General features: G+C 61.9%; 16 protein-coding genes. 15 read left to right on the top strand and 1 reads right to left on the bottom strand.

Annotated elements, in window-relative coordinates:
- The first annotated feature begins 4 nt into the window (after positions 1-4).
- From VIG32_12195 to VIG32_12130, 14 genes are all read left to right on the top strand, one after another.
- A complete protein-coding gene (locus VIG32_12195) occupies positions 5-1,147 on the top strand; it encodes a DegT/DnrJ/EryC1/StrS family aminotransferase (protein HEY8298768.1) in 1,143 nt (380 codons plus the stop codon).
- 5 nt (positions 1,148-1,152) lie between these two features.
- Positions 1,153-1,644 carry a DapH/DapD/GlmU-related protein gene (locus VIG32_12190; protein HEY8298767.1) on the top strand — a complete coding sequence of 164 codons (492 nt, stop codon included), beginning with the start codon at positions 1,153-1,155 and terminating at the stop codon, positions 1,642-1,644.
- Between the two features lie 7 nt (positions 1,645-1,651).
- Positions 1,652-2,308, top strand: coding sequence for a hypothetical protein (locus tag VIG32_12185; protein HEY8298766.1), 657 nt, complete (start codon positions 1,652-1,654; stop codon positions 2,306-2,308).
- 220 nt (positions 2,309-2,528) lie between these two features.
- Positions 2,529-3,314: a 30S ribosomal protein S2 gene (rpsB, locus tag VIG32_12180; protein HEY8298765.1), complete on the top strand. Its 786-nt coding sequence runs from the start codon at positions 2,529-2,531 to the stop codon at positions 3,312-3,314.
- 83 nt (positions 3,315-3,397) lie between these two features.
- Complete coding sequence (gene tsf, locus VIG32_12175; protein ID HEY8298764.1) at positions 3,398-4,006, top strand: translation elongation factor Ts; 609 nt, start codon at positions 3,398-3,400, stop codon at positions 4,004-4,006.
- Positions 4,007-4,010: 4 nt separating this feature from the next.
- The gene (pyrH, locus tag VIG32_12170) at positions 4,011-4,757 is read left to right on the top strand and encodes a UMP kinase (protein HEY8298763.1); all 747 of its coding nucleotides are present in this window, start codon (positions 4,011-4,013) and stop codon (positions 4,755-4,757) included.
- Between the two features lie 17 nt (positions 4,758-4,774).
- Complete coding sequence (gene frr / locus VIG32_12165; protein HEY8298762.1) at positions 4,775-5,332, top strand: ribosome recycling factor; 558 nt, start codon at positions 4,775-4,777, stop codon at positions 5,330-5,332.
- A gap of 30 nt (positions 5,333-5,362) precedes the next feature.
- A complete protein-coding gene (locus tag VIG32_12160; GenBank protein ID HEY8298761.1) occupies positions 5,363-5,572 on the top strand; it encodes a hypothetical protein in 210 nt (69 codons plus the stop codon).
- On the top strand, positions 5,569-6,312 hold the full coding sequence (locus VIG32_12155; GenBank protein HEY8298760.1) for an isoprenyl transferase: 744 nt from the start codon (positions 5,569-5,571) through the stop codon (positions 6,310-6,312). The genes VIG32_12160 and VIG32_12155 overlap by 4 nt, the downstream gene beginning before the upstream one ends.
- Positions 6,309-7,145 carry a phosphatidate cytidylyltransferase gene (locus VIG32_12150; protein ID HEY8298759.1) on the top strand — a complete coding sequence of 279 codons (837 nt, stop codon included), beginning with the start codon at positions 6,309-6,311 and terminating at the stop codon, positions 7,143-7,145. The genes VIG32_12155 and VIG32_12150 overlap by 4 nt, the downstream gene beginning before the upstream one ends.
- 1 nt (position 7,146) lies before the next feature.
- On the top strand, positions 7,147-8,304 hold the full coding sequence (gene dxr / locus VIG32_12145) for a 1-deoxy-D-xylulose-5-phosphate reductoisomerase (protein ID HEY8298758.1): 1,158 nt from the start codon (positions 7,147-7,149) through the stop codon (positions 8,302-8,304).
- Positions 8,305-9,435 (top strand): M50 family metallopeptidase, encoded by a 1,131-nt coding sequence (locus VIG32_12140; protein HEY8298757.1) that lies wholly within the window; start codon positions 8,305-8,307, stop codon positions 9,433-9,435.
- Positions 9,436-10,575, top strand: coding sequence for a flavodoxin-dependent (E)-4-hydroxy-3-methylbut-2-enyl-diphosphate synthase (gene ispG, locus VIG32_12135; protein ID HEY8298756.1), 1,140 nt, complete (start codon positions 9,436-9,438; stop codon positions 10,573-10,575).
- A complete protein-coding gene (locus tag VIG32_12130) occupies positions 10,575-11,036 on the top strand; it encodes a copper amine oxidase N-terminal domain-containing protein (protein HEY8298755.1) in 462 nt (153 codons plus the stop codon). Before ispG ends, VIG32_12130 begins: the two co-directional genes overlap by 1 nt.
- Positions 11,037-11,052: 16 nt before the next feature.
- Here VIG32_12130 and VIG32_12125 read toward each other — a convergent pair whose 3' ends face one another.
- On the bottom strand, positions 11,053-12,555 hold the full coding sequence (locus VIG32_12125) for an amino acid permease (GenBank protein HEY8298754.1): 1,503 nt from the start codon (positions 12,553-12,555) through the stop codon (positions 11,053-11,055).
- A 51-nt stretch (positions 12,556-12,606) separates the two neighbouring features.
- On the opposite strand from VIG32_12125, the gene VIG32_12120 reads away from it, so the two are divergent.
- A partial coding sequence (locus VIG32_12120; GenBank protein ID HEY8298753.1) for a hypothetical protein occupies positions 12,607-12,824 on the top strand: 218 nt, incomplete at its 3' end.

Here is a 12,824-nt window from a genome sequence, read left to right as displayed (position 1 = left end):
CGTGATGATTCCAGTTTTCAAACCATTGATTACCGCGGACGAAATAAACGCCGCCACCGAGGCGCTGGAGATGGGCTGGCTCGGGATGGGCAGCTACGTCGGAGAGTTCGAAGATGCTCTCAAAGCGTATATTGGCGCGGGCGATCGCTACGTTTGCGCCGTGAGCACGGGCCACGCGGCACTCCATCTGGCGCTGATGCTCGCGAACATCGGGCCCGGCGACGAAGTGATCACGCCCTCGTTCAACAACATCGCCGATTTCCAAGCGATTCTCGCCGTAGGCGCGCAGCCCGTATTTTGCGATATCGACGATGCGACGCTCTGCATCGACCTCGATAAGGCGGAAGCGCTCATCACCCCCAAGACGAAGGCGATCATCGTTATGGACTACGATTGCGTCCTGTGCGATCACGATCGCGTCGCGCAGATCGCGGAGAAGCACGGGCTGCGAATCATTCACGATGCGGCACATTCGCTGGGCTCGGAATATAAGGGCCGCAAGGTCGGCAGCTTCTCGGATATGACCATGTTCAGTTTCGATCCGGTCAAAACGGTCACGTGTATCGATGGAGGCGCGCTCGTCGTGCGCGATAAGGCCGATTTTCAGCGCTTGCGGGAGATGCGCCTCGTCGGCATGGGGCAACCCGCTGAGGTGATGTACCAAAACCAGCGCGCGTGGACGTACGACGTCAAGCATCTGGGATTCCGCTACCACATGGCCAATTTGCACGCCAGGATCGGTCTCGCTCAACTCTCCAAGATCGACGCGATCTCCCGAAGCCGCCGCGCGGCGTCGCTATTCTATAACGAGCGTTTTTCAGGGATTCCTGGCGTGCGCGTGCCGAAGACGACGTTCGAGGGCATCACGCCGTTCCTGTACTACATCCGCGTACCGGCCGCCGAACGCGACGGGCTCCGCGCGTACCTTAAAGAGCGCGATATCGATACCGGGATTCATTGGCAGCCGGGGCATTGGTTTACACTCTTTAGCCAGTGCCGTCGCGGTGACCTGAGCGTGACCGATCGCGTCGGCAACGAGATACTCTCGCTCCCGCTCCACTCGATGATGGAGCAAAGCGATCTCGAGCAGATAGCGTCGACGGTCGCGGCCTACTTCGCGGCCCGGCCGGCGGCAGTAAGCGCGTAGGACGCGTGCACCTCATTTCGCCGTCGGCGAGCATTTCGAAGCTGGCCGACTTGGAGGATTCGGTTAAAGGCTCGAAATTAATCGTCGGCGCGGGCGTTATGATCGATTCGTTTGTGAAAATAAAATTCACGGGGGGACTGGGGGATGTCGAGATCGGCGAGAACTCGCACCTAAACTCCGGAGTCGTGATCTATTCGGGAAACGGTCTGAAGATCGGGACGAACGTGCTGATTGCGGCGAACTGCACGTTCGCTCCGACAAATCACGAATACGAACGCCGAGACGTGCCGATCAATCGGCAACGCTTCAAGCCTAGCAAGGGTGGAATCGTTATCGAGGACGACGTGTGGATCGGCTCCAATTGCGTCATTCTCGACGGAACGATCTTGCGCCGCGGCTGTATCGTCGGCGCGAATTCGCTCGTGCGCGGCGAATGCGAGGCCTACTCCATCAACGTCGGTTCGCCCGCAAAATTTCTAAAATACCGGCCCGGGTAATCGAGCCGTGTTGCTGAGCTGTGAGCTTTCGACGCTGTACGGATACGTGGGCTCGTTAGTGGAGCGGGAATTTCCCGACGGCGCCGTCCACGACGTTCGGCCGCTCGTCGATCGCGTTCTCGAACGAATCGAATACTGTTTCGCGAACGTCGTGCTTCCCGGCTACAAACGGGGGAACGACGTGTATTTCAATCATCTGCACGGCGATCAATCGGCGGTGTTCTGGTATTACGCCTCAAACACGGCCTACGCGGAATTTGAAGACGAAACCCTCGCCGCAAAGTTTATGCTGCTCAATAAGGCGCGTAACGGGATCGTCGTCACGTATTCGACCAAACTCCCGGATCGTATGCTCTTGATCCATACGGTTGGATCGATGCTCGGCAAGGCCACCTACGGCGACTACTTCGTTGCGACGCAGAACGTGACGGTGGGGACTCAGCGAGGCAAGATGCCGCATTTCGGCGAGGGCGTGATTCTGTACCCCGGCTCGTCGGTGATCGGTGATTGCCGAATCGGCGATGGCGCCCGGATCTCCATCGGGACGGTCGTTTTGGATAGCGACGTCCCGCCGAATTGCGTGGCCGGCGGCAGTTCGGCTAAACCGGTCATTAAGGAGTCCGGCCGGAACGGGCTTTTGGACTACTTTGCCGTCGCCACGTAAAAAGAGGCGAGCAGGCGCACGCTCGGTGGCGGACGCGAAACAATCGAGATGCCGGAGGAACCCCATCGCGCCATTCGCGCTAGACCGCACCCTCCCGGCGTGCTATAATTCCCCGGTTGTCACTCACTACGCCCCGCACGGATGGGGGGCGTTTATGGTCTTCACTAGCGGTTGGTGCCAGGACGGCGGCCGGCCCGGGGACCAGAAAGGACCCTGACGGATGTCAGTCATTTCCATGCGCGCCCTGCTCGAAGCGGGCGTCCATTTCGGCCACCAGACGCGCCGTTGGAACCCCAAGATGAAGCCGTACATCTTCCAAGAGCGTAACGGCATCTACATCATCGATTTGGCCCTCACGGTCCAAAAGCTGCGCGAGACCTACGAAGCGGTCAAGCAGATGTCGCGCCAGGGCAAAGTCATTCTCTTCGTCGGCACCAAGAAGCAAGCGCAGGACGTCGTTCGCGAAGAGTCCGAGCGCGCCGGCACCTACTTCATTAACCAACGCTGGCTGGGCGGCACGCTGACCAACTTCTCGACGATCCAGAAGCGCATATCGCGCCTGCGGGAGCTCGAGGGAATGAAGCAGCAAGGCGATTTCGACCGCCTTCCCAAGAAAGAAGTTGCCAAGCTCTCCGAGGAGATGGGCAAGCTCGAGCGCTTCTTGGGGGGCATTAAAGACATGCACCGCCTGCCCGACGCGATCTTCATCGTGGACCCGAAGAAAGAGCGCATCGCGGTTCTGGAAGCTCGCAAGCTCAAGATTCCGATCATCGCGGTTATCGATACCAACTGCGACCCCGACGAGATCGACTATCCGATCCCGGGCAACGACGACGCGATTCGCGCCGTCAGGCTGATGGTCAGCAAGATCGCCGACGCGATCATCGAGGGCAAGACCGAGAACGAGAGCGCGCACGGCGGCGACGAAGAGAACGTCGATTACAGCGCCTACGCCGAACCCGAAGTGGTCCCGACCCTCGCCGAGGCCGAAGCCGCCGCCGGCTAAGCGGCAAGAACGAGAAGCATCGTCGCGAAGGAGAGGCTCGAACGGCCTCTCTTTTGCGACCTACCGAACATACTGGAGATAACGTGTCGACCGTGGCATATTCACCCAAAGCCGAAGAAGTAAAAAAACTGCGCGACGCGACCAGCGCGCCGATGATGGACTGCCGCAAGGCGCTGCTCGATACCGAGGGCGACTTCGAGAAGGCCAAGACCGTGCTGCAAGAGCGCGGCGCCACGCAGGCCCAGAAGAAGGCCGAGCGTTCGGCAAACGAAGGGATGGTCGCATCGTACATTCACGCCGGCGGCAAGATCGGCGTGTTGGTCGAGATCAACAGCGAAACCGATTTCGTCGCGCGCAACCCGAAGTTCGGCGAGCTCAGCCGCGACATCGCAATGCACATCGCGGCGATGTCGCCCAAGTACATCGACCGCGAGGGCGTTCCCGCCGAGACCGTGGCGCACGCGCGCGCAGAATTCGCGCAAAACGTTCCGCCCGGCAAGCCGCCCGAAGTCGCGACCAAGATCGTCGAAGGCAAGCTCAATAAGTGGTACGAGGAGCACTGTCTGCTCGATCAGCCGTTCGTCAAGGACGACAGCATGAGCATCGGCGATTTGATCAACGGCGTCGTCGGCGTGCTCGGCGAAAAGATCGTCGTTCGCCGTTTCACCAAGTACGCTCTGGGAGACCAATAACCACTTGCAAGCCACGCAGCCGAAATACGCCCGCGTTCTTCTGAAGATCTCCGGCGAAGCGTTCTCCGGGACGGAGACCGGCGTCGACGTGAACACGACGCGCGCGATGGCTCACCAGATCGCGGAAGTCAGCCGCGCGGGCGTCTCGGTGGCCGTCGTGGTCGGCGGCGGGAACATCTGGCGCGGCAAGGTCCACGAGGAAGCCGGCATGGACCGCGCGACCGCGGATTATATGGGCATGCTCGCGACGGTCATCAACGCGCTCGCCTTGCAGGACGCGCTCGAGCGTATGGGCGTGCCGTCGCGCGTGCAAACCGCCATCGCGATGCATCAGATTGCCGAGCCGTACATTCGGCGGCGAGCGATCCGTCATCTCGAAAAAGGCCGCGTCGTGATCTTCGCGGCGGGTACCGGCAATCCGTACTTCACCACCGACACGACCGCCGCGCTGCGCGCGGTCGAAGTCAACGCGCAAGCGATTCTCAAGGCGACGAAAGTGGACGGCATTTATTCGGCCGATCCGAAGAAAGACCCGACGGCGACGCGCTTCGACCGGCTCGACTATCTCGAGGTGCTACAGCGCGGTTTGGAAGTGATGGATAACACCGCACTCACGCTGTGCATGGACAACAATCTCCCGATCGTCGTCTTCGATATGGCCGAGCCCGGCAATATTCGCCGCGTGATTTGGGGCGAGAACATCGGAACGTTCGTGGGTAAAGACGCGAGCAGAGTTCCGCAAACGCTGTAAGCTGGAGTTAGGACGCGATGTCGGATACGTTTTTTAAAGACACCGAGACCAAGATGACCAAGGCGATTGAAGCGACTCGCTCGGAATTCGCGTCGATCCGCACGGGGCGCGCGACGCCCGCGCTGCTCGATCGCTTGCACGTTGAGGCGTACGGCTCGGCCGTCCCGCTCAAACAAGTCGCCACCATCAGCGCGCCCGACGCGCGTTCGCTGCTGATTCAAGCCTTCGACCGCAGCACGGTCGGCGACATTCGCAAGGCGATCGAGAAGAGCGATCTCGGGCTCAATCCGAACGTCGACGGCAGCACGATTCGCTTGAGCGTGCCGTCCCTCAATGAAGAGCGTCGCCGCGAGCTCGCCAAGCTCATCAAGAAGAAGGGCGAAGACGGCAAGATTGCGGTTCGGAACGTTCGCCACAAGGCGCACGACGATCTCAAAGTGCAGCTCAAAGATCATTCGATTACCGAAGACGATAACAAGCGCATGCAGGACCAGCTGCAAAAATTGACCGATCGCTACGTTAAAGAGATCGATTCGCTGGTCGCATCCAAAGAAAAAGAGATCATGGAGGTCTAGACGGCGATCTCACACGCGGATCTCGTTTTGATGCCGGAGACGGACGCGCGCCGCGCGCTAAGCGGGCGCGCGCTCGTATTTTCCGTCCTCGCGCCGGTGGGTTCGTACGCCGGCGTCGGGACGCTGCGCGTGTTGCGCGTTCGCGTCGTGCCCGGCGCGCCGCTCGAACCCGAGCGAATCGAACTCGCCTGCGGCTACGAATCGTATACGCCGTTGAACCGGCCCGAGTCGGGCTCGTGAGCGTCGCGAAACCAGTCGCCGGCCCGCCGGCGCTCGATCGCGAGCGGCTGCCCAAGCACGTGGCGATCATCATGGACGGCAATCGACGTTGGGCCAAAGCGCGCGGCCTGCCGGCGGCCGAAGGCCACCGTCGCGGCATCGTCGCGCTGCGTCACGTGACGCGGGCGGCGAGCGACCTCGGCATACCGATCGTGACGGTTTACGGTTTCTCGACCGAAAACTGGCGGCGCGATTCAACCGAGATTTCGCTCTTGCTCGATCTCTGCGTGTTCTTCGCACGCAACGAGCTTGCCGAACTGCAGCACAATAACGTTCGCGTCAACGTGATCGGCGATTACGCCGCGCTGCCGCGAGCCTCGCGCGAGGCGCTCGATGGGTTGATGGAGCGCACGGCTTCCAACACGGGGCTGCTGCTCAATCTCGCGATCAACTACAGCGCGCGCGACGAGCTGCGCCGAGCGATCGAGGCGATCGCCCGGGACGTGGCCGCCGGCCGGCTCGATCCGGGGTCGATCGACGACGAACGGATCGCGTCCTATCTCTATACGGCCGAACTGCCCGATCCCGATATTTTGATTCGACCAGGCGGCGAGCATCGGCTCTCGAACTTTCTGCTCTACCAGGTCGCCTACACGGAGCTCATCATGAGCGACGTCTTCTGGCCGGACTTTGGTAAGGATGAGTTCGTACGAGCGCTGATCGAGTATCAAAAACGGCAGCGACGTTTCGGGGGAGCATGACCGCGGCGCCCAGCGCGCAGGCGCGTCCGATAACCCTTCGTAGGATCGTCATGGGCGTGCTGCTCGCCGTCATCGGCCTCGCTGCGGTCGTCTATCCGTGGGCGTTCTATCTGCTCATCCTCGCCATCGGCGTCGCGAGCCTGTACGAGCTCTCGAACCTCTGCGATATCAAGGGACAACCGCTGGAATATCCGGTCGCGGTGATCGGCGTTATCGCCTATATCGCGCTCTCGGTCTTTGGCCTCATCCACAAATGGGAAGGCGCGCTGCTGGCGGCGATCGTCATCGCGACGTTTTGGCTCGGCATCTACGGCGAAGAGAAGGGCTACTTCGCGCGCACCGCCTACACGCTGCTCGCCGTGCTCTACATCGGCAAGCTGCTCACCTATTTCGTCTTCATCCGTCAAGTGCCGGTAACGGGTCTTTCGTGGACGGTCTTCGTGATCGTGCTCATCGCCATGACCGACATCATGGCGATGGTCGTTGGTTCCATGATCGGCCGCACGAAGTTGACCCCGACGTCGCCGCGCAAGACGCTCGAAGGATCGCTCGGCGCACTCTTCATCGTGACGCTCTTGGGCGCCGCTCTCGGCGCCTCTCCATTCTTGCACATGCACTGGTGGCAGGGTGCGGTCCTCGGCGCGCTGACGTCGCTTGCGGCGCAGGCCGGCGATTTGGTCGAGTCGGCGCTCAAGCGCGACGCCGGCGTCAAAGATACGGGAACGGCGATTGCGGGGCACGGTGGCGTGTTGGACCGGTTCGATTCGTATTTGTTCGGCGGTATGGCGTTCTTCGGGACGCTGCATCTGCTCGGCTTCTTACAAGTACAGTAGCGTGTCTCGCAAACGCGTCGCCATCCTCGGTTCTACCGGCTCGATCGGTACGCAGGCGCTCGACGTCGCGGCCCGACATCCCGAGCGTTTTGAGATCGTCGGACTCGCCGCCGGAAAGCGCGTCGAAGCATTGCGCGCCCAAGCCGCTCGATTCGGCGTGGGCGTTATCGCGAGTGCCGAAGACGGACCCGCGGGACTCATGCGCGTTGCCGTCGAGAGCCGGGCCGAGATCGTCCTCGCCGCAACCGACGGCTTCGTGGCGTTCGATGCGGTCTTTGCCGCGGTCGAACGCGGCATCGATATCGCCGTTGCGAACAAAGAGCTGATCGTGGCGGCAGGCGAGCTGTTGGTGGAGTCGGCAACCCGCAGCGGGTCGCGTATCGTGCCGGTCGATAGCGAACATTCGGCGATCTTCCAGCTGCTCGTCGGCGAGCACCCGTCTGCGGTTCGCACGATCGTGCTCACGGCCTCGGGCGGTCCGTTCTGGCGGAAGACGCAGCGCGAGATCGAGCGGGCGACTCTCGAGCAAGCGCTCGCGCACCCAACTTGGCAGATGGGCGTCAAGAATACGATCGACTCGGCCACCATGATGAACAAGGGCTTGGAAGTGATCGAAGCCAGCCGCCTCTTCGGCCTCGACGGCGACCGGATCGCGGTGCTCGTCCATCCTCAATCGATCGCCCACGGAATGGTCGTCTTCACCGACGGCAGCGTCAAAGCACAACTCAGCGCCCCGGATATGCGCCTGCCGATCGGCTACGCGCTTGCGTATCCGGAACGCCTGGCTCCCATGCTCGGAGAGGCCGGTTCTGCTGATGGGGTTTTGGAGGCTCTTGGGGGGCGGGGGGGCGAGGGGGTGCTTCGGTATGAATTCGAACGGCCGGATTTCGAGCGGTTTCCGTGTTTGCGGCTGGCCTACGAAGCGCTGGCGGCGGGCGGAACGGTGCCGGCCGTGCTCTCGGCAGCAAACGAAATCGCGGTGGCGGCGTTTGTAGAGGGTAGGATACCATTCGTGGCCATCCCGGCCGTTATCGGAAACGTTATACAGCAGACCCCCCGCGCCGACGTATCATTAACAGCGGTTCGGCAGGCCGACCAGGCGGCGCGCGAGTGCGCCCGTGCGATCGTCGGCGAACTGAGCCAACGGATAGAGGTATAGATGCTCCTCGGACTCATCGATCTGGTCGAGATCGAAAAAATCGTGATCTTTCTGATCGTTCTCTCGGTCCTCATCGTGTTGCACGAGTACGGACACTTTATCGTCGCGCGCCTCAACGGCGTGCGCGTCAACGAGTTCGCGATGGGAATGGGCCCCAAAATCTTCGGCTGGACGAGCAAACGAAGCGGCACGATGTACTCGTTACGCGCGCTGCCGATCGGCGGCTATTGTGCGATGCAAGGCGAGGACGGCAAGACCGCGCAGTCCGAGCAGCAGCGCGAGTTCCGCCAGTCCGGTACGCACGAATCCGATAACTTTCAAGCCAAGAGCCCCTGGCAGCGTTTGGCCATCGTCGTGGCCGGGCCGGTCGCGAACTTCATCCTCTGCTTTCTGATTCTGCTCGTGGCGGCGCTCGCATTCGGCGTTCAGGGCAACAAAGAGCAAGCCGTCGTGGGTCCGATGATCGCCGGGTTGCCCGCGCAGAAAGCCGGCTTACACGTCGGCGATCGCATCGTGACGCTCGACGGGAAACCCGTGACCGGGGGCGACGAACTCGTTAAAGTCATTCACGGTTCGCTCGGCAAGCCGATCGCGATCGGCTACCAGCGCAACGGCGTCGTCAAGACCGTGAACGTTACGCCGGCTGTCTGTCCGAAACCCAATCCCCCCGGTCAAGGCTGCATCGGGTTCACGCCCATTGGCGCGTACAGCCGCGTCGGGTTTACCGAGGCGGTGCGCGACAGTTTTATCGAGTTCGATAACATCGCCACGCAGACGATCGGCGGGCTCGTGATGCTCGTGAGCCATCCGCAACGCTACGCGGGCGGCGTGCACAGCATCGTCGGCATCGGGCAGGCCGCAACGACCATTCAAGACTTCGGCTGGGGAATGTACCTGGGCTTCGCCGCGACGATTTCGTTTGCGCTCGGTCTCTTTAACCTCTTGCCGATTCCCGCGCTCGACGGCGGGCGCGGAGCTTTCATCATCGCCGAACTCTTTCGCGGCAAACCGGTGGATCCCGAGCGCGAAGCGATGGTTCACATCGCGGGCTTTGCGGCGTTGCTCGCGTTCATCGCGATCGTGACGTTTCGCGACATCGCCAACATCGTCCAAGGTAAGGGAATCTTTTAAGTGATCCGCCTCCGTCGAGCGAGTAAACCGGTCTTTCTCCAAAATAAAACCGGAAAACCGGATGCCAAAAGCGTGTGGATCGGCGGCGATCATCCCGTCGTCGTGCAATCGATGACCACCACCGATACCGCCGATGCCGACAAGACGCTCGAGCAAATCTACGCGCTCGCAATGGAAGGCTGCGAAGTCGTTCGCGTCACCGTCAAAGACGCGCCCGACGCCGCCGGGCTGCCCGCAATCGTTAGCCGCTCGCCCGTTCCGATCGTCGCCGACATCCACTTCGATCATCGCATGGCGTTAGCGGCCATCGAGGCGGGCGTCGCCAAACTGCGCTTGAACCCGGGCAATATTCGCGACGTCAACAAGACGCGCGAAGTTGTCGAAGCCGCCAAAGCTCGCGGCATCCCCATCCGCATCGGCGTGAATATGGGTTCGCTCGCACCGGACTTGGAGAAGACGCTGGGCTTGAGCCCCGAAGCGATGGTCGAGTCGGCGCTGCGCCACGTGGTTCAGCTCGAAGATCTCGGCCACACCGACATCGTCATCTCGCTCAAAGCGCACGACGTCATCACCACGGTCGGCGCGTACCGCCTGATGGATCGGCGCCTGCGCGAACGCAACACGCCCTACGCCTTGCATCTGGGCATCACCGAGGCGGGAATGCTGCGCGACGGAACGGTCAAATCGTCGATCGGTCTGGGAATTTTGCTCTTCGAGGGCATCGGCGACACGATCCGCGTTTCGTTGGCCGCCGACCCGGTCGAAGAGGTTCCGGTCTGCTGGGGAATCCTCAAGTCGCTGGGTCTGCGCGAGAAGGGCTTCGAGATCACGGCCTGCCCGTCGTGCGGCCGGGCCGAGATCAGCGTGCTCGAATTGGGCCGCAGCGTCGAAGCGATTGCCAAGGAGTACACGGCACCGGTCAAAGTCGCCGTCATGGGCTGCGTGGTCAACGGTCCCGGTGAATCCAAGATGGCCGATGTCGGCGTTGCCGGAGGGAAGGGCAAGGGCGCGATCTATCGGGCCGGCGAGTTGGTCGGCACGTTCCCGGAGACCGAACTCCTGGGCGCCCTGCGGTTAGAGATCGAAAAGGTGATTCGTGAAAAGTATCCCAGCTACGCACACGAGTTAGCTCCAAGCTAATGGAACGCGGGATGACGATGGCGATCACCGCGGTGATCGCGCTCGCGGTCTCGATGACGCTCGCGTTCTCGCGCCCCGTCGAGGTGCGCGTCGACGGTCAGCGCTTGCTCAGCGACGTTCCTCCCGTTTCGACGGTCTCGGACCGCGTGTACGTTGCGCTTCGGCCGCTTGGCGATGCCCTTGGCGCCGTAACGCACTACGACGAAAAGACCGGCCAAATCGACGTCGTGCGGGGCGACCAAACGCTCAAATTACGTGTCGGCGACACGCACGCGACGCTCAACGGCATGCCGATGACCCTCAAGCATACGCCCTTTCGCGTTCGCGGCCGCGTGATGGTCAACATCAAGTCGCTGGCTCGCGCGTTCGGCGTTCGCGTGCGCTACGACAAGCGAACGGCGCGCATCGACGTTCAAACGCCCGGCGTCATCGAAGCCGGCGCGCAGCCGGGCGCGCCCTAGCTTCGCCAGAGCGCGATCACGTAAACTCGAGGCCCTCCGGTTCGATCACCGGTTCGATCTCCTCGGGATTCGACTTTCGGAACCCATAGGCGAAGTAGATGATCAAACCGATCGCCAGTGAGATGATGAAGCGGATCCAGGTGAGCGACGTCAAGCCGAAGACCGCTAAAAAGCCGGAGAAGAGAATTCCCAAGAGCGGAAACCACGGAACGAACGGCGACCGAAACGAGCGCGGCAAGTCCGGCCGCGTGCGGCGCAGATAGATCACCCCCGCGCAGACGACCATAAAGGCCATGAGCGTGCCGATGTTGACCAGATCGAGCAGCACCGTAAGCGGAACGATCAGCGTTAGTAGTGCCACGCCTACCCCCGTAATCATCGTCATGAGCATCGGCGTCTTGAAACGCGGATGGATCTTCGCCACGAACGGCGGCAGCATGCGGTCGCGCGCCATCACGTAAAAAATGCGCGTCTGACCGAGCAGCGAGGAGAGCGCGACGCTCGTGGTGCCGGCGATGACGCCCAGCGTGATCGCCCAATTTGCAAACCAGTTGTGCAGCGGGGCGATCGCCGCTTGGAGCGCGGCGTTCTGATCGACCTGCTTCCACGGCACGTCGCCTACGAGCACGATGGCGACGGCGCAGTAGATGACCGTGCCGATGAGCAGCGCACCGATCACGCCCATCGGCACGTCGCGTTTGGGATTCTTGCATTCCTCGGCCGTCGTCGTGGCCGTATCGAATCCGATGTAGCTAAAAAAGACGAGTGCGGCGCCGGGAATGATGCCGACTCCGTTGCCGCCCGAAAATGGGGTGAGTTTGCCCCACCCTTGCGTGATGAACGGGTGCAGGTTTTGCGGGTGAAAGATCGTGATCCCAAAGGCGACGAAGACGATGAGCGCGCCGATCTTCAACACGACGAAGACGTTGTTCGTGGTCGCCGTTTCGCGGATGCCGATCGAGAGCAGCAGCGAGAGTAAGATCACGAAGACGGCGCCGACGATATCGTACTGCGAGTGGAGAAGATCCCAGCCCATCGGATTCCACCACGGTCCGTGAACCACCAGATGCGAGGTCTGCGCCCAGGTTGGAAGCGCCACGCCGAAGCCTTGGAGCGCGCTCTGGATCGCGCCCGAGAATTGTTGGGCGACCGGCGCGGCGCTGACGCCGTACTCGAAGAGCAGACTGAACCCGATGATCCAGGCAACGAGCTGTCCGAGCGTCGCATAGGCGTAGGTGTACGCCGATCCCGCGATCGGCACCATCGCACCCAGTTCCGCATAACAGAGTGCCGCAAAAAACGACGCGATGCCCGCGAGCAGATACGAGATGATGATGGCGGGTCCGGCGAGTTTGATCCCCGGCCCGATGGTGGTGAAGATACCGCCGCCGATCATGGTCCCGAGGCCGATGGCGACGAGGTCCTTGGCGGTGAGCGCCCGGCGGAGAATCCGCTGGTCGGCAATCGCGCGGAGTTTCTCGATGTTGGTGGTTGCGAAGAGTTTGGAGGCCAAGGACATTCGAGCCCGGTTCGCAGGAAGCGCCGCCTCGTCCCCCTCAAGTGTGTCCCCATGAAGGACTACGAGCGCAGCGGCCGTCGCGAGGTCTATCGCAATCCGTGGCTCTCATTTGAAGTGTACGACGTCGTTCATCCCAGCGGCGCGACGGGCGAACACGGGCTCGTCGTTACGCCCCCGGCATCGGCCGCGATCGTGGCCGACGGCGGCGACCTGCTCTTCGCGCGTCAACCGCGATTCGCCGTGGATGCGATCGCGGTCGAGGTCGTCAA

Source organism: Candidatus Baltobacteraceae bacterium (genome assembly GCA_036559195.1).
Lineage (GTDB): Bacteria > Vulcanimicrobiota > Vulcanimicrobiia > Vulcanimicrobiales > Vulcanimicrobiaceae > JALYTZ01.
Note: the sequence above shows the minus strand (reverse complement) of the source record. Positions and strands in the feature narration are given on the sequence as shown.